This window comes from Thauera aminoaromatica (genome assembly GCF_000021765.1).
Classification (GTDB): Bacteria; Pseudomonadota; Gammaproteobacteria; order Burkholderiales; family Rhodocyclaceae; genus Thauera; species Thauera aminoaromatica.
The window spans coordinates 658,369-673,538 of record NC_011662.2 but is presented as its reverse complement, the minus strand read 5'-3'; the positions used below and the strand labels follow the sequence as shown (position 1 = coordinate 673,538).

The following is a 15,170-nucleotide window of genomic DNA, read 5'->3' as shown; positions in this document are numbered from 1 at the left end:
GCCGCCAGACGCGAATGCAGCGTGTGGAAACGCAGCTGGATCAGGCCTTGTCGCCGCCGGCCAGCTTCGCTTCCAGTTCGGCGACGCGCGCCTCGAGCTCGGCGAGCTTGCGCCGCGCCTGCGCGAGCACCTCGCGCTGCACCTCGAATTCCTCGCGGGTGACCAGGTCGAGCTTGCCGAAGGCCGAGCCGAGCATGGCCTTGGCGTTCTTCTCGATGTCGCGGACGGGGCTGTTGGCGGCGAGTTCGGAGAGGCGGGCACCGATTTCGTCGAGGATGCGGGGCGTGCTCATGATGGCGTGGATTCCGGGTTGCAGAGGCGTCGGAGTCTAGCACGCACGCCCCTGCCGACTGGAGCGCCGGCGGCCCGCCGCACACGATCGGCGCAGGCGCGGTGCGCGCGACATTGCCGTGATCACGACTTGCGTCGTTCCGGCAGGGGCCCGGGCGACGCAGGGGTGGGCGAAGGTTTTCGTAGGAGCGACGCAAGTCGCGATCTGGCGCCAAGAACCGTCAACCATCGCTCGCACAACACGAATGGCGCACCACATTGGTGCGCAACGCCCCGAAATCGCGCGCCCATCCCTGCCGCAGCGCAGCAAGATCCGCCCGCCGACAAGCGGAAACCTAGGAATCACCAGGCTTTCCGCACCCTGGCACGCCACGTGCTTAGCGAGTCTCGTCGCGAACTTTCCAAACCTCGTCAGGAGATGACCATGCACACGAAACCGCTCGCCACCGCGCTCGCCATCCTCGCCACGATCGCCACCGCCGGCACCGCCCATGCCGGCGACGGCCCCTTCACCGCCAACGTCGGCCTGGTGTCCGACTACGCCTACCGCGGCTGGAGCCAGACCGACGAGCGTCCCGCGCTGCAGGGCGGCTTCGACTACGCCCACGACAGCGGCCTGTACGCCGGCGTGTGGGGCTCGAACGTATCGTGGCTGTCGGACGCCAACACGGACGTCAGCAACAGCCTCGAGCTCGACCTCTACGGCGGTTACAAGGGGACGGTCGGCGCCATCGGCTACGACGTCGGCCTGCTGCAGTACTACTACCCCGGCAGCTACCCCAAGCCCTACAACAGCCCGAACACGCTCGAGGGCTATGTCGGCCTGTCGTGGGAGTTCCTGTCCTTCAAGTACTCGTACGCCTTCACCGACCTGTTCGGCTACGACAAGTCGGACGGCAGCCAGTACTACGACCTCGGCGCCGCGGTCGATGTCGGCGGCGGCTTCACCCTCGCCGCCCACGTCGGTTACAGCGACATCAAGGGCCAGGACGACTACACCGACTGGAAGCTGGGCGTCACCAAGGAGTTCGGCGGCTTCAACTTCGGCCTGCACTACGTCGACACCGACGTGGACAACGCCGACCTCGCCGACGAGCGCGTGATCCTGTCGATCGCCAAGAGCTTCTGAGCATCGCCCATCCGGAACCGGAGAAAGACATGAAATTCATCGCTGCAATCATCAAGCCCTTCAAGCTCGACGAGGTCCGCGAGGCGCTCTCGGCCATCGGCGTGCAGGGCATCACCGTGACCGAGGTCAAGGGCTTCGGCCGCCAGAAGGGCCACACCGAGCTCTATCGCGGCGCCGAGTACGTCGTCGACTTCCTGCCCAAGGTCAAGGTCGAGGCCGCCATCCCCGACGACATCCTCGACCAGGCGATCGAAGCGATCGAGAAGTCCGCCGCCACCGGCAAGATCGGCGACGGCAAGATCTTCGTCTTCGAACTCGAGCAGGCCATCCGCATCCGCACCGGCGAGACCGGCCCGGACGCGCTGTAAGGGAGCAACGCAAAATGAGAAAACTCCTCGCATACCTGCCGGCGGCAGCCCTGCTCGCCGGCGTCTCCGGCGGCGCCTTCGCCCAGGAGGCCGCGGCCGCCGTGGCCGAGGTGCACAAGGGCGACGTGGCCTGGATCATGACCTCCACGCTGCTCGTGCTGATGATGGCCCTGCCCGGCCTGGCGCTGTTCTACGGCGGCATGGTGCGCGCCAAGAACATGCTCTCGGTGCTCATGCAGGTCATGACCGTGTTCTCGCTCAACGCCCTGCTGTTCGCGATCTACGGCTACAGCCTGACCTTCACCGAAGCCAGCCCCTTCATCGGCTCGCTCGACAAGGTCTTCCTGTCCGGGGTGACGATCGAGACGCTCGCCGACACCTTCACCGAGACCGTGAAGCTGCCCGAGTTCGCCTTCATCGCCTTCCAGGCCACCTTCGCCGGCATCACCGGTGCGCTCATCGTCGGTGCCTTCGCCGAGCGCATGAAGTTCTCCGCGGTGCTGATCTTCTCGGTGATCTGGTTCACGCTGTGCTACCTGCCGATCTGCCACATGGTGTGGGGCCCGGGCGGCTACCTGCTCGAAGACGGCGCGCTCGACTTCGCCGGCGGCACCGTGGTGCACATCAACGCCGGCATCGCCGGTCTGGTGGGCGCCTGGATGGTGGGCAAGCGCATCGGCTACGGCCGTGAGGCGCTCGCACCGCACAGCCTGACCCTGACCATGGTCGGCGCCTCGCTGCTGTGGGTGGGCTGGTTCGGCTTCAACGCCGGATCCAACCTCGAAGCCACCGCCGGCGCTGCGCTCGCCTTCATCAACACCCTGGTCGCCACCGCCGCCGCGGTGCTCGCCTGGTCGCTCGGCGAGGCGCTCATCAAGGGCAAGCCCTCGATGCTGGGCGCGGCCTCGGGTGCGGTCGCCGGCCTGGTGGCGATCACCCCGGCCTGCGGCTCGGTCGGCCCGATGGGCGCGATCGTGATCGGCACCCTCTCCGGCTTCATCTGCCTGTGGGGCGTGAATGGGCTCAAGCACATGCTCGGTGCGGACGACGCGCTCGACGTGTTCGGAGTGCACGGCGTGGGCGGCATCGTCGGCGCGATCCTCACCGGCGTGTTCGCCGCGCCCAGTCTGGGCGGCACCGGCGCCGAGGACTTCTCGATCGCCTCGCAGGTGTGGATCCAGACCTGGAGCGTGCTCGTGACCATCGTGTGGTCGGCCGTGGTCGCCTTCGTCGCCTACAAGGTCGCGGACCTGCTGGTCGGGCTGCGCGTGCCGGAAGACGAGGAGCGTCAGGGCCTCGACACCACGGCGCACGGCGAGACCGCCTACCGCTACTGAGCCGGCTTGCGGAACCGTGCTCCTCCGGTTCCCATCCCCTCGCGGCGCCCTTCAGGGCGCCGTTTTTCTTTGGCGCGCCCCCAATGGAAGCGATCGGGCGCAACCCCCTGCCGGCATTCGCGCAGCGCAAGCCTGCCAGAGGCACCGCAAGCTTGCCGTTCGCCCCACCGCACGATGACATCGGGAGAATCCCCGGGGTCCAGTCCACCCCGAGGCAACGCCCCATGCGTCACAAGATCGCCCCTCTCCGCCTGCTTTCCCTCGCCGCACTCGTTACCGGCTGATTCTCGATGCCGGCCCCTGGGTCGCCCTGCTTTGCCGTGATGACACGCACCATGAATGAGCCAAGGCGCAGTTTGCGCAATACCCAGGACCTTTCCCGACTTGTGAGGCGGTGGTCGCGGAGGCCTGTCTCCTCCTCGCTCGTGCCGGCTTCGACCCCGCCCGGGCACTCATGCTGCTCGAACGGAGCGCCGTGCACATCGCCTTGTCACTGGAGTCGCAGACCGCTCCCGTGCGCACGCTGTTCGAACGCGACGACAATGTGCCAGCCTCGCTGGCCGACGCCTGTCTCTTGCGCATGTCCGAGCTCTTCGAGCCCTGCAGCATCCTGACTCTCGGCAGAAATTTCGGCATCTACCGACGCCTCGGCCGCAAGACGATTTCGCTGATGTCGCCCTGCGCGCAAGTGCGGACTGATTGAGCACGCACGCCGCGGGACTCGACCCGCTGCTCGGCTTCTACCAGCGCCCGGCCTTCGATCGAAGCCCTGCACGCGCTGCTGCGACCGCCCCCGAGCATGGGCGGGGCGCGATCGGACGGGTAGACTGCGAGGACCTCCCGAACGCCCCTCCTGGATCTCCATGCTTTTCTCCGACTGGCACAGCTACGACCACTACGGCCTCGCCTTCGTCGCCTTCTTCGGCACCCTCGCCGCCGTGTTCCTGATCCAGTGGGTGATGATGCGCTCGCGCTGGGCGGGATGGATGCAGTCCCTGCAGGGGGTGGCGCCCCCGTTCATGAACGCGCTCGGCGTGCTCTTCGGCCTGGTGCTGGCCTTTCTCGCCAACGACACCTGGAGCGCGCACGACCGCGCGATGAGCGCGGTGTATCGCGAGGCGGACGGCCTGCGCAGCATCGGCGCGCTCGCCGCCACGCTGCCCGAGCCACTCGGCGGCGAGCTGCGCGCGGCGGCGGCCGGCTACGCCCGCGCCAGCGCCGCCGAATGGACCCAGCTCGCGCGCCACAGCGAGGCGCCGGAGGTGCTCGCCCGCGCCGACGCGCTGCTGGCGCTGCTCGCCGCCCCCGCGCTCGCCGAGGCCGCGGGCGCCAACGTGCAGGCCCTGCTGCTGCGCAAGGCGAGCGACATCCGTTCCGACCACGACCTGCGCGTGGCGCTCAGCCAGACCCACGTCAACCCGCTGAAGTGGCTGGGAATGGCCTTCCTGGGCTTCCTGACCCTGGTCTCGGTGGCCATGGCCCACCTCGAACGCCCGCGCGCGGCCTTCGCGGCGGTGCTGCTGTTCGCGCTCGCCGCGGCCCCCACCGCCGCCATCGTGCTGATCCAGGGCAACCCCTTCCAGCAGCCGAGCTCGGTCACGCCCGCGCCGATCGTCGCGGTCGCCAAGGCGCTGGAGCGCTGAAGCGCCGGTCGGCCCTGCGGTTGCAGCACCGTGCCGAGGTCCCGCCGCGCCCCCTCGCGCTGCAGGCCCTGCTGCGCCTTGCGACACCCGATCGGGCAAACGGCGAATCCGTCGCGATGGCCGCGGCCGCCCCCGGTCGATGGCTGTCGGAAAAATTGACACTGCAGCAACTCGAGCACGCCCGGGATGGCGCGCGCATTCCTCTCCAGAGGCCCATTTCCCACTGGAATCAACGCGCTGTGACCTTCTACCGCGCGTGCTGGCGCGATCATTGCTTAAGATCTGGTCGAAACTCTCGGGCCGACCTTTCGCGTCGACGCCCGTCACCGAACGTGTCGCCCAAAAATAAAGGAACCACCCATGTCCGCCTCGCTCCCCCGCCTCCTCACCACCCTCGCCGCGATCGGCGGTCTGGCCGCGGCGGGCACCGCCCACGCCAGCCTGATCAACGGCGGCTTCGAAACCGGAACGGGGACGCCCTTCGTCGCCGACGCCAACTGGGCGCTGTTCAACGAGTCGGCGGTACCCGGCTGGGAAACCACCGCCACCGACAACCAGATCGAGATCTGGGGCAACAACTTCAGCTCGGTGAGCGGCGGCCCGGTGCCCGCCTACGAGGGGCGCCAGTTCGCCGAGATCAACGCCACCCAGTTCGCCACCCTGTACCAGGACGTGTTCGGCATCGCCACGGGCAGCGTCGTGGGCTTCGAGTTCGCCCACCGCGGACGTTCGGGGGTGGACACGATGCGCATGATGATCACCGACCTCGGCCTCGACAACCTGCTCGGCGGTGGCGATGACACGGTGTTGTTCTCCAAGAACTACTCGACCGGCAACACCGCCTGGGCCTTCTACACGAGCGCCGGCGAGGCGCCGATCAGCGCCCTCGGCAATGCCACGCGCTTCTCGTATCAGGCCATCAGCACCGCCAATGGCAGCCCCTCGGTCGGCAACTTCATCGACGCCGCCGACTTCGGCGTCGGCGTGCAGGCGGTGCCGGAACCGGCGTCGATCGCGCTGATCGCGCTCGGCCTCGCGGGGCTGGGGCTGCGCCGCAAGCGCGCCTGAGACACGCGTCGCAGTGCAGGCGGCTTGACACCACGGCCCCGGCGGTTCGCCCGGGGCCGTTTCACTTTGCGGGGTCGGCTGCGCAGTGCACCGCCAGCCACAGCGCATCCGCCGAGGTCGACTCGACGCGGTGACGCCGATGCGCCGGGATCACGAGCCAGTCACCGACCTTCAGCTTCACGTCGTCGCCGTCATCGTCGCCCCCCTCGAAGCGCAGCACCGCCGCGCCCGCCAGCAGCGCCACCCACTCGTCGCCAGCCTGGTCGTACCACTCGCCGGGCGCGCTCGCATGGCCGTGCGAGACGATGCGCTCGACACGGCAGCGCGGATTGGCGAACAGGGTCTGGAAGATCTCGCCGCCTGCGGACGGCGGCAGCGCGGCGAAGAGATTGCCGCGCCCGGCAGCCTGGATCTCGGCGCTCATTCCCCGCTCACGAAACGATGTACGCCGCCGAACCGGTGGACAGCAGCTTGCCGTCGGCGTCGAGGAAGCTCATCCGCGTCGACGCGACGCGCGAACCCAGGCGCAGGACCTCGGCTTCCATGCGGAAGGATTCGCCGATGCCGGGGCGCAGGTAGTCGATGCGCAGGTCGATGGTGCCGAGCTTCGAGAAGCGGTGCAGGCGCTGGAAGGGCGGTTCGTCTAGGTGGCGGGCGCCGATCGCGGCCATCACCGCGAGACCGCCCATGGCGTCGAGGCAGGCGGCGATCACGCCGCCGTGGATGCGGTTATGCACGAAATGGCCGACGAGCTCGTGGCGCATCGCGATGCGGCCATGCACGCGCTCGCCGCCGATGTCGTCGATCTGCAGGCCGAGCAGCGCGTTGAAGGCGATCTTCTGCTCGAAGATCTCGCGGATGCCGGCGATGAACTCCGGCTCGAACTGCACCGGCAGCTCCGCCGGGGTGGAGTGTTTCGGCATGGATGCATGCTCCCTTGCAAGAAATGGCGCAGCCCCGGGCGTGGCGGGCACGCACCGGGGCCACGGGCAGGCTTGCGGGCGCGGATGCGCGCCGCAGCCTGCAGCGCCCCGCAGGGCGCGAGGCAACGATCAGGCGCGCGGCACCGGCACGCCGGGCGTCACGCACAGCGAATGATTGAGGGCGATGATCGCCTTCTTGTAGTCGCTGCGCTCGATGATGAACTGCATGTTCACCTGGCGCAGGGTCTGCGACACGCAGTTCACGTTGATCTGCGCGTCGGCGAGCGCCTGCGCCGCGCGTGCGAGCACGCCCGGGATGCTGATGTTGGAGCCGATCGCGCACACGATCGCGCTGTTCTTGACGGTCACCACCTGGTAGCGCGCCTCGAGCTCGGCGATCAGCGCGGGCGTCACCGAGTTCTCCCACAGCACGTGGGCGATCGAGTTGGCGTTGGTCGCCTTGAGGATGTAGGAGATGTCGTGCCTGCAGAAGATCTCCATGATCCCGAGGTCGAAGCCGACGGTGCCGACCATGCTGGGGTCGTGGATCTCGACCAGGGTCACCTTGTCGCTGCCGGTCACCATCTCGACGCGGGCGCGCTCGCCGACGTAGTCCTTGGTGATCAGGGTGCCCGGGTGTTCGGGCTCGAAGGTGTTCTTGAGGCGGATCGGGATGCCGGCGAGCTCCATCGGCTTGGCCGCCTTGGGGTGGATCGCCTCCATGCCGACGTCGGCGAGCTGGTCGGCGACGTCGTAGTTGGTCGCGCCGACGATCACCGCATTCTCGAGGCCGACGATGTTGGGATCGGCCGAGGAGAGGTGGAATTCCTTGTGGATGACCGCCTCGGCGGGGCGCACCTCGACCGCGATCTTGCTGAAGGTGACCTCGGAGTAGCCGCGGTCGAACTCGCGCATGATGCCCTCGGTGCCCTTGGTGTAGCCGGTGGCGACGATCACGCTGTTGTCGAGGTCGAGCCCCTTGAAGCTGTTGTGGATGCGCTCGTCGATGGTCCACGCCTTGTCGTCGTGGAAGCCGGCGAGGTCGAGCAGGATGGCGTTGACGCCATTGGCCTTGAGGATCTCGACGCTGTTGAAGGCGCTGTGCGACTCGCCCACCGAGGCCAGCACCTCGCGCGCGGCGAGCAGCACGTCCTGGCGGCGGATGTAGCCGCTGGCGAGCACGTGCTGCATCGCGTCGAGGTATTTCTTGACCTCGCCGATGCGGGTATCGACGAAGGCGTCGGCGACGTCCAGCGGCAGGGCGAGCTCGGCGAAGCCGGCGTTGAGCTTCTTGAGGCTGACCGCGAGCGCGTCGAGCGCGCCGTGGTAGTCGGAACCTTCCGCGAACAGGGCGTAGATGCCGCGTTCGCCGGTCTTCTTGTGCTCCAGCAGCTGGTTGGTCACGCCGGAATAGGCCGACACCACGTAGATGCGGCCGAGGATGCGCGACTTGTCGTAGAGCATGATGTGGCGCAGCACATCCCCGAAGGCGGACATCGAGGTGCCACCGATCTTTTCAACCGAGATCATCCGTTTTCCCGAGCTTTGCATGACGTGTGTTCCAGTTCTGATTAGAGACCGACCGAAACCCGTCATCCTATTGTTTTGGCGCGGAAATGGACATAGCTGCGGACGAATTCGGCGCCATTTCGGCGTGATTTTCTCGTCCGGACCAGCGGACACGCCGCCCGCGGGCGGCTCCGCCCGAACCGGAGCGGCCTTCCGACCGGCTCAGCAGGCCGCCAGCGTCGCCGCGCCCGATGCAGCCGCGATGGAGGCCTCCGCGGCGATGAAGCCGAACAGGTCCTTGGGATCGTCCAGCGCCGGGATCAGCGCCAGGCGCTCGCCCATGCCCAGCTCCAGCGCGAGGTCGCGCATGTAGCGCAGCGCCGAGTAGTCTTCCAGCGCGAAGCCGACCGAGTCGAAGATCGTGACCTGGGCGGCACCGCTCCGCCCCTGGATGCGGCCGGCGAGGACCTGCCACAGCTCGGTCACCGGGAAGTCTGCGGGCATCTGCTGCAGATCGCCCTCGATGCGCGATTGCGGCTCGAACTCGCAGAACACCGGGCCGAGGCGCAGCACGTCGGGGTGCAGCTCGGTCTTGCCCGGGCAGTCGCCGCCCACGGCGTTGAGGTGCATGCCGGGCTCGATCATGTCGGCGGTGAGGATGGCGGCCCGGGTCTTGTCGGCGGTCGCCGTGGTCACGATGTCGCAGCCGCGCACGGCCGCGCGCACGCTGCCAAAGGCACGCCAGGCCAGGCCCAGGCGCTCGAGGTTGGCGGCGAGCTTGCGGGTGGCGGAGGGGTCGACGTCGAAGAGGTGGAAGACCTCGACCCCCAGCAGGTGGTGGAAGGCGAGCGCCTGGAACTCGCTCTGCGCGCCGTTGCCGATCAGCGCCATGCTGCGCACGTCCTCGCGCGCCAGCGCCCGCGCCGCCACCGCGGACATCGCCGCGGTGCGGATCGCGGTGGTCAGGGTCAGCTCGCTGACCAGCTCGGGGGTGCCGGTCTCGACGTCGGCCAGCACGCCGAAGGCCATCACCGTCGGCAGCTGGTAGCGGTGGTTCGACGGGTGGCCATTCACATACTTGAACGCGTAGCTGCGGGCATCGGACACCGGCATCAGCTCGATCACGCCGACTTCGGAGTGCGTGGCGACACGGGCGCACTTGTCGAAATCGTTCCAGCGCAGGAAGTCCTGGCGCAGGTAGCTGGCGACGCCGGCGATGCACTCGGCGAGGCCCTTGCGGCGCACCATCCCGGCGACATGCTCGGCGCTCAGGTAGCGGGTGTCCAGGCGTCTGGCTTCAGGGGCGCTCATGATCGGTCTCCGTCCTCGTTATCGGATGTGGCGCTGCGATGACGCCATCTTGACCGAATACCCCGCCAAACAGAATCCGCAACTCTGTATCGAAAACGTCAGCCTTTAGGCAAAATTGCCAGGCTGAATTGCCGGAATGATCGAATGGACACCCTGGACCATCAGTTGATCGGCCTGCTGCGCAACGACGCCCGCCTGAGCGTGGCCGCGCTCGCGCACAAGCTCCAGGTCTCGCGCGGCACGGTCACCAACCGCATCGCGCGCCTGGAGGACCAGGGCATCATCGTCGGCTACACCGTTCGCCTGCGCCCCGACGCGCAGCCGCACGACATCCACGCATGGACGAGCATCGCGGTGGAGGGAAACGAGACACGCGCGGTGATCGCCAGCCTGCTCGGCGAGCCCGCGGTCGCCGAGCTGCACGACACCAACGGCCGCTGGGACCTGCTCGTCGGCCTGCGCGCGGCCAACCTCACCGAGCTATCGACCGTGCTCGAGCGCATCCGCCTGATCAAGGGCATCCAGAGCAGCGAGACCAGCATCCACCTGAAAACCTATCGGGTGTAGGCGCCTGTCATCAGCGGAACACGATGGTCTTGTTCCCATGCACCAGCACGCGGTCTTCCAGGTGGTAGCGCAGGCCGCGCGCAAGCACGGTCTTCTCGATGTCCTTGCCGTAGCGCACCATGTCCTCGACCGCGTCGGAGTGGTCGATGCGGATCACGTCCTGCTCGATGATCGGGCCCTGGTCGAGGTCGGCGGTCACGTAATGGCAGGTGGCGCCGATCAGCTTGACACCCTTCGCGTACGCCTGGTGGTAAGGCTTGGCGCCGACGAAGCTGGGCAGGAAGCTGTGGTGGATGTTGAGGATGCGGCCCGGGTAGGCCGCGCACAGGTCCGGCGACAGGATCTGCATGTAGCGCGCCAGCACCATGGTATCGCCGCGCACTTCCTCGAAGATGCGCCGCACCTCGGCATACGCCGCGGACTTGTTGTCGGTCCCGACCGGCACGTGGTGGAAAGGGATGCCGTGCCACTCGACGAAGCCGCGGAAGGTGTCGTGATTGGAAATCACGCAGGGGATCTCGATGTCGAGCTCCTTCGACTGCCAGCGCGCGAGCAGGTCGTACAGGCAGTGCTCCTGCTTGCTCACCAGCACCACCACGCGCTTCTTCACCGCGGAGTCGGTGATCTTCCAGTCCATCTCCAGCTCTTCGGCGAGCGGGCGGAATTTCTCGCGGAACTCGGCGAGATGGAAGGGCAGCGAATCGGCCTTGATCTCGATGCGCATGAAGTAGCGCCCGACCTCCCCCGCCTCGAGTGGCGGCTCGGCGTGCAGCGAGGTCTCGAGGATCCAGCCACGATGCTCGGCGATGAAACCGGAGACCTTGGCGACGATGCCGACGCGGTCGGGGCAGGAGGCGGACAGCGTGAAGAAGCGTTGGCGGTGCATGCTGGGCGTGAGGCGTGAGGGGTCTGGAGCGGGGAGCGGAGCGGGTCAGACGCGCGCGAAGACCTTGTCGATCTCGGCGCGCAGGCCGGCGTAGTCGCGCACCACGGGGTACTGCGGGAACTCGCGGATCACGTTCTCGGGCGGGTGGAAGAGGATGCCGCCGTGGGCTTCGCCGAGCATCGCGGTGTCGTTGTAGGAGTCGCCCGCGGCGGCCACCTTGAAGTTGAGCTCCTTGAAGCGCCTGACCGCCTCGCGCTTCTGGTCGGGCATGCGCAGATGGTAGTCGACCAGGATGCCCCCGGCGTCGGCCTCCAGGCTGTGGCAGAACAGCGTCGGCATGCCGAGCTGCTTCATCAACGGCTTGGCGAACTCGTAGAAGGTGTCGGACAGGATCACCACCTGGTAAGTGTCGCGCAACTCGTCGAGGAACTCGCGCGCGCCCGGCATCGGCCCCATGCTGGCGATCACGTCCTGGATGTCGGGCAGGCCGAGCTTCTTCTGCGCGAGGATGTCCAGGCGGTACCTCATCAGGGTGTCGTAGTTCGGCTCGTCGCGGGTGGTGCGGCGCAGCTCGGGGATGCCGGTACGCTCGGCGAATTCGATCCAGATTTCGGGGACGAGCACACCTTCGAGGTCGAGACAGACGATACGCACCGCGGACTCCTGAGGGCAGTTTGTCGGAAAGACCAGGATTCTAGCAGGGCGGCGCATCCATACCCTGTTGGCAGACACGTCGCAGGGCGGGACGGCCCATTTGCATCGTCCTGCGTGGCGTATTTCTCGATCCGGGCGACGCAAGCGCGTTTCCCGCTCCAGCGCATCGCCGATAATGTCGCATCACATCCGCTGACCGACCATGATCAAGCTCATCCCCATCGAAAAACTCCAGCCGGGGATGTACGTCCACGACCTGAACTGCAGCTGGATGGAGCACAACTTCGTTCGCAGCCGCTTCGCCGTCAAGGACGAAGCGGTCGTGCGGAAAGTGCGTGCGATCGGCACGCACGAGATCTACATCGACACCGCGCGCGGTCTCGACCTCCCCGAAGCACCGACCCGGGAAGAAATCGAGCACGAGGTCGACGAGAAGATCGACGCCATCGCCGCAGAGGCCGCCCCGCGCATTGCAGCGCAGGAGGTGGCGTGCGAGATCGAGCGCGCCCGCGCACTGCACCGCGAGGCCAATCTCATCGTCCGCGACATGATGGCCGACGTGCGCCTGGGCAAACAGATCGAGATGGAGCTGATCGAGCCGCTCGTCGAACGCATCGTCGACTCGATCTTCACCCAGCAGGACGCGCTGATCCCGCTCGCCCGGCTCAAGCAGCACGACGCCTACACCTTCCAGCACTCGGTGTCGGTCTGCGCGCTGATGACCACGTTCGCCCGCAACCTGCAGCTGCCCCGCCCGGTCATCCACGAAATTGCGGTGGGCGCACTGCTGCACGACGTCGGCAAGGCCAGCGTCCCCGACGCGATCCTGAACAAGCCGGCCAAGCTCACCGACGCCGAGTTCGCGAAGATGAAGAACCACGTCGTGCAGAGCAAGATCATCCTGCAGGCCACACCCGGCATCAGCGCCATCGCGCTCGACGTCGCCGCCCAGCACCACGAGCGCTTCGACGGTACCGGCTACCCGAACAAGCTCGCGGGGGACGCGATCAGCCTTTATGGCCAGATGGGCGCCATCGTGGATGTCTACGACGCCATTACGTCCAACCGCGTCTATCACAAGGGCATGCCGCCGACCGAGGCGCTCCGCAAGCTGCTGGACTGGAGCAAGTTCCACTTCAAGCCCGAACTCGTGCACGCCTTCATCCGCGCGGTCGGGATCTATCCGGCCGGTTCGCTGGTGCGGCTCGAAAGCAAGCGCCTTGCGGTCGTGCAGGCGCAGAACCCCGACAAACTGATCGCGCCGAAGGTCACGGTGATGTTTCACACCGATGGCTACGCACTGACACCGCAAGACCTCGACCTGCGCCACGCGCAGGACCGCATCGTCGGCCATGAGGACTTCGCCACCTGGAAGCTGAACCCGGCGCACTGGTTACCGAAGTAGGCCTGCACGCTCGACGTCCTGCGCAGGAGCGCCGCCCGGCGCGAAGGGGGTTCGGCCCCCTCAATCCGCCGGGATCGCTTCCAGCGCCTCGTGCAGCTCCAGCCAGCGCAGCTCGGCCTCCTCGATGCGCTCGGCGAGCTCGGCCTGACGCTTGTTGAGCGCCGGCACCTCGCCCGCCTGCGGGCCGGTGTACAGCGCCGGATCGGCGAGCTTCGCGTCGAGCTCGGCCTTCTCCTTGTTCCACGCCGCCATGCGCTTGTCGATCTGCTCGAGCTCCTTCACCAGCGGCCGACGCGCCACCAGGCGCGCCTGGCGGTCGGCGGCGGCCTGGGCGCGGTCGGCCTTGCGCGCGGCCTTGTCGGCAGCCTGGTCGGGGCAGGCAGCGGCCGCGGCAACTTCGGCGCGGCGGCTGGCGAGCCAGTCGCGGTAGTCGTCGAGGTCGCCGTCGAAGGGCTGGATGCGGCCGCCATCGACCAGCACGAAACGATCGCAGGTGGCGCGCAGCAGCGCGCGGTCGTGCGACACCAGCACCATCGCGCCCTCGTAGTCCTGCAGCGCCATGGTCAGCGCGTGGCGCATCTCGAGATCGAGATGGTTGGTGGGCTCATCGAGCAGCAGCAGGTTGGGGCGCTGCCAGATCAGCAGCGCCAGCGCCAGGCGCGACTTCTCGCCGCCCGAGAACGGCCCGCAGGGCGTGGTCGCCGGGGTAGACGTGCCGCCCACGCCGTCGCCGCGGAAGTCGAAGCCGCCGAGATAGTCGCGCAGCTCCTGCTCGCGCGTCTGCGGATCGAGCCTGACCATGTGCTGCAGCGCCGACTCGTCCGGGCGCAGCGTTTCCAGTTGATGCTGGGCGAAGTAGCCGGTCGCCAGGCCCTTGCCTTCCAGGCGGCGGCCGCTGGCGAGCTGCAGCTCGTGCGCGAGCAGCTTGATCAGCGTCGACTTGCCGGCACCGTTGCGCCCGAGCAGGCCGACGCGCTCGCCCGGGCGCAGGGTCAGCGTGATGCGCTCCAGGATCGTCTTGTCGCCGTAACCCACCGCGCCGTCCTCGATCTGCAGCAAGGGGTCGGGCGCCGGCGGCGCATCGCGGAAGGCGAAGCTGAAGGGCGTGTCGACGTGCGCCGCGGCGATGCGCTCCATGCGCTCGAGCGCCTTGATCCGGCTCTGCGCCTGGCGCGCCTTGGTGGCCTTGGCGCGGAAGCGGCGGATGTAGTCTTCCATGTGCGCGATGTCGCGCTGCTGCCTCTCGAACATCGCCTGCTGCTGGATGAGGCGTTCGCCGCGCTGGCGCTCGAAGTCGGAATAGCCGCCGGTGTAGAGCGCGAGCTTCTGCTGCTCGATGTGGGCGATATGGGTGACGCAGGCGTCGAGGAACTCGCGGTCGTGCGAGATCAGCAGCAGCGTGCCGCGGTAGTCGCGCAGCCAGGCCTCGAGCCAGATCACCGCGTCGAGGTCGAGGTGGTTGGTGGGCTCGTCGAGCAGCAGCAGGTCGGAACGGCACATCAGCGCCTGCGCCAGGTTCAGGCGCATGCGCCAGCCGCCGGAGAAGTCCGCCACGGGGCGCTCGATGTCCGACTGCAGGAAGCCCAGGCCGTCGAGCAGGGCCGCCGCGCGCGCGCGCGCCGCATAGCCGCCGATCTCGTGCAGGCGGGCGTGGAGTTCCCCGATGTGCGAGCCATCGTGCGCGGCTTCGGCTGCGGCCAGCTCGGCCTCGATGCGGCGCAGCTCGGCGTCGCCGTCGAGCACGTAGTCGATCGCCGGCTGCGCCAGCCCGGGGGTTTCCTGCGCGACGTGGGCGATCACCCAGCCCGGCGGCATGTCGAGGTCGCCCTGATCGGGGTGGAGCTGGTCGCGCAGCATGGCGAACAGGCTGGATTTGCCGCTGCCGTTGGCGCCGGTGAGGCCGACCTTCCAGCCGGGGTGGATCTGCAGCGTGGCGCTCTCGATGAGGACCTTGGCGCCGCGCGCGAGGCGCAAGTTACGAAGACTGATCACGAACGGATACACGGCCGGCAGGCCGCGGGCGGTTGCAAAGGCGCTATTCTACGCGCCGGCTCGATCGAAGCCGGAACACGCATTCCG

General features: G+C 67.9%; 16 protein-coding genes. 8 read left to right on the top strand and 8 right to left on the bottom strand.

The features are described from left to right. Nucleotides 1-40: 40 nt before the first annotated feature. Nucleotides 41-292, bottom strand: a complete 252-nt coding sequence (locus TMZ1T_RS02890; protein ID WP_004326118.1) for an accessory factor UbiK family protein — start codon at nt 290-292, stop codon at nt 41-43. Nucleotides 293-715: 423 nt separating this feature from the next. Here TMZ1T_RS02890 and TMZ1T_RS02885 point away from each other — a divergent pair, with 423 nt between their 5' ends. From TMZ1T_RS02885 to TMZ1T_RS02860, 6 genes are all read left to right on the top strand, one after another. Further along, nucleotides 716-1,420 carry a TorF family putative porin gene (locus TMZ1T_RS02885; protein ID WP_004326120.1) on the top strand — a complete coding sequence of 235 codons (705 nt, stop codon included), beginning with the start codon at nt 716-718 and terminating at the stop codon, nt 1,418-1,420. Between the two features lie 29 nt (nt 1,421-1,449). Beyond that, nucleotides 1,450-1,788 carry a P-II family nitrogen regulator gene (glnK, locus tag TMZ1T_RS02880; RefSeq protein WP_004326122.1) on the top strand — a complete coding sequence of 113 codons (339 nt, stop codon included), beginning with the start codon at nt 1,450-1,452 and terminating at the stop codon, nt 1,786-1,788. 110 nt (nt 1,789-1,898) lie between these two features. Next, entirely contained in the window at nt 1,899-3,125 is a 1,227-nt protein-coding gene (locus TMZ1T_RS02875; protein WP_004326123.1) for an ammonium transporter, read from the top strand. 454 nt (nt 3,126-3,579) lie between these two features. Next, nucleotides 3,580-3,828 (top strand): hypothetical protein, encoded by a 249-nt coding sequence (locus tag TMZ1T_RS02870; RefSeq protein WP_012584527.1) that lies wholly within the window; start codon nt 3,580-3,582, stop codon nt 3,826-3,828. A 160-nt stretch (nt 3,829-3,988) separates the two neighbouring features. Next, complete coding sequence (locus tag TMZ1T_RS02865) at nt 3,989-4,768, top strand: bestrophin-like domain (RefSeq protein WP_012584526.1); 780 nt, start codon at nt 3,989-3,991, stop codon at nt 4,766-4,768. A gap of 360 nt (nt 4,769-5,128) precedes the next feature. Next, complete coding sequence (locus tag TMZ1T_RS02860; RefSeq protein ID WP_004321171.1) at nt 5,129-5,836, top strand: PEP-CTERM sorting domain-containing protein; 708 nt, start codon at nt 5,129-5,131, stop codon at nt 5,834-5,836. Nucleotides 5,837-5,897: 61 nt separating this feature from the next. Here TMZ1T_RS02860 and TMZ1T_RS02855 read toward each other — a convergent pair whose 3' ends face one another. The 4 genes from TMZ1T_RS02855 to TMZ1T_RS02840 all read right to left on the bottom strand — a co-directional run bounded on the left by TMZ1T_RS02855 (nt 5,898) and on the right by TMZ1T_RS02840 (nt 9,579). Then, complete coding sequence (locus TMZ1T_RS02855; RefSeq protein WP_004321169.1) at nt 5,898-6,260, bottom strand: cupin domain-containing protein; 363 nt, start codon at nt 6,258-6,260, stop codon at nt 5,898-5,900. A gap of 7 nt (nt 6,261-6,267) precedes the next feature. After that, the gene (locus tag TMZ1T_RS02850; RefSeq protein ID WP_004321166.1) at nt 6,268-6,759 is read right to left on the bottom strand and encodes a thioesterase family protein; all 492 of its coding nucleotides are present in this window, start codon (nt 6,757-6,759) and stop codon (nt 6,268-6,270) included. A gap of 129 nt (nt 6,760-6,888) precedes the next feature. Continuing rightward, complete coding sequence (locus TMZ1T_RS02845) at nt 6,889-8,289, bottom strand: aspartate kinase (protein ID WP_004321164.1); 1,401 nt, start codon at nt 8,287-8,289, stop codon at nt 6,889-6,891. 201 nt (nt 8,290-8,490) lie between these two features. Continuing rightward, nucleotides 8,491-9,579: an ornithine cyclodeaminase gene (locus TMZ1T_RS02840; protein ID WP_012584525.1), complete on the bottom strand. Its 1,089-nt coding sequence runs from the start codon at nt 9,577-9,579 to the stop codon at nt 8,491-8,493. A 144-nt stretch (nt 9,580-9,723) separates the two neighbouring features. Between TMZ1T_RS02840 and TMZ1T_RS02835 the strand changes: the two genes are divergently transcribed. Continuing rightward, nucleotides 9,724-10,146 carry an Lrp/AsnC family transcriptional regulator gene (locus tag TMZ1T_RS02835; RefSeq protein WP_012584524.1) on the top strand — a complete coding sequence of 141 codons (423 nt, stop codon included), beginning with the start codon at nt 9,724-9,726 and terminating at the stop codon, nt 10,144-10,146. Between the two features lie 10 nt (nt 10,147-10,156). Here TMZ1T_RS02835 and purU read toward each other — a convergent pair whose 3' ends face one another. Both purU and thrH read right to left on the bottom strand, forming a co-directional pair. Next, nucleotides 10,157-11,032, bottom strand: a complete 876-nt coding sequence (purU, locus tag TMZ1T_RS02830) for a formyltetrahydrofolate deformylase (RefSeq protein WP_004321158.1) — start codon at nt 11,030-11,032, stop codon at nt 10,157-10,159. A gap of 45 nt (nt 11,033-11,077) precedes the next feature. Next, nucleotides 11,078-11,686 carry a bifunctional phosphoserine phosphatase/homoserine phosphotransferase ThrH gene (gene thrH, locus TMZ1T_RS02825; protein WP_012584523.1) on the bottom strand — a complete coding sequence of 203 codons (609 nt, stop codon included), beginning with the start codon at nt 11,684-11,686 and terminating at the stop codon, nt 11,078-11,080. A gap of 202 nt (nt 11,687-11,888) precedes the next feature. On the opposite strand from thrH, the gene TMZ1T_RS02820 reads away from it, so the two are divergent. Next, nucleotides 11,889-13,091: an HD-GYP domain-containing protein gene (locus TMZ1T_RS02820; RefSeq protein WP_012584522.1), complete on the top strand. Its 1,203-nt coding sequence runs from the start codon at nt 11,889-11,891 to the stop codon at nt 13,089-13,091. Nucleotides 13,092-13,151: 60 nt separating this feature from the next. Here TMZ1T_RS02820 and TMZ1T_RS02815 read toward each other — a convergent pair whose 3' ends face one another. Then, on the bottom strand, nt 13,152-15,083 hold the full coding sequence (locus TMZ1T_RS02815) for an ATP-binding cassette domain-containing protein (RefSeq protein WP_041589772.1): 1,932 nt from the start codon (nt 15,081-15,083) through the stop codon (nt 13,152-13,154). Nucleotides 15,084-15,170: the final 87 nt, after the last annotated feature.

Excerpts from the sequence above, each read along its gene's own strand:
- TMZ1T_RS02890 (WP_004326118.1), bottom strand. The coding sequence starts at position 292 with ATGAGCACGCCCCGCATCCTCGACGAAATCGGTGCCCGCCTCTCCGAA.
- TMZ1T_RS02885 (WP_004326120.1), top strand. The coding sequence starts at position 716 with ATGCACACGAAACCGCTCGCCACCGCGCTCGCCATCCTCGCCACGATC.
- glnK (WP_004326122.1), top strand. The coding sequence starts at position 1,450 with ATGAAATTCATCGCTGCAATCATCAAGCCCTTCAAGCTCGACGAGGTC.
- TMZ1T_RS02870 (WP_012584527.1), top strand. The coding sequence starts at position 3,580 with ATGCTGCTCGAACGGAGCGCCGTGCACATCGCCTTGTCACTGGAGTCG.
- TMZ1T_RS02865 (WP_012584526.1), top strand. The coding sequence starts at position 3,989 with ATGCTTTTCTCCGACTGGCACAGCTACGACCACTACGGCCTCGCCTTC.
- TMZ1T_RS02860 (WP_004321171.1), top strand. The coding sequence starts at position 5,129 with ATGTCCGCCTCGCTCCCCCGCCTCCTCACCACCCTCGCCGCGATCGGC.
- TMZ1T_RS02855 (WP_004321169.1), bottom strand. The coding sequence starts at position 6,260 with ATGAGCGCCGAGATCCAGGCTGCCGGGCGCGGCAATCTCTTCGCCGCG.
- TMZ1T_RS02850 (WP_004321166.1), bottom strand. The coding sequence starts at position 6,759 with ATGCCGAAACACTCCACCCCGGCGGAGCTGCCGGTGCAGTTCGAGCCG.
- TMZ1T_RS02845 (WP_004321164.1), bottom strand. The coding sequence starts at position 8,289 with ATGATCTCGGTTGAAAAGATCGGTGGCACCTCGATGTCCGCCTTCGGG.
- TMZ1T_RS02840 (WP_012584525.1), bottom strand. The coding sequence starts at position 9,579 with ATGAGCGCCCCTGAAGCCAGACGCCTGGACACCCGCTACCTGAGCGCC.
- TMZ1T_RS02835 (WP_012584524.1), top strand. The coding sequence starts at position 9,724 with ATGGACACCCTGGACCATCAGTTGATCGGCCTGCTGCGCAACGACGCC.
- purU (WP_004321158.1), bottom strand. The coding sequence starts at position 11,032 with ATGCACCGCCAACGCTTCTTCACGCTGTCCGCCTCCTGCCCCGACCGC.
- TMZ1T_RS02820 (WP_012584522.1), top strand. The coding sequence starts at position 11,889 with ATGATCAAGCTCATCCCCATCGAAAAACTCCAGCCGGGGATGTACGTC.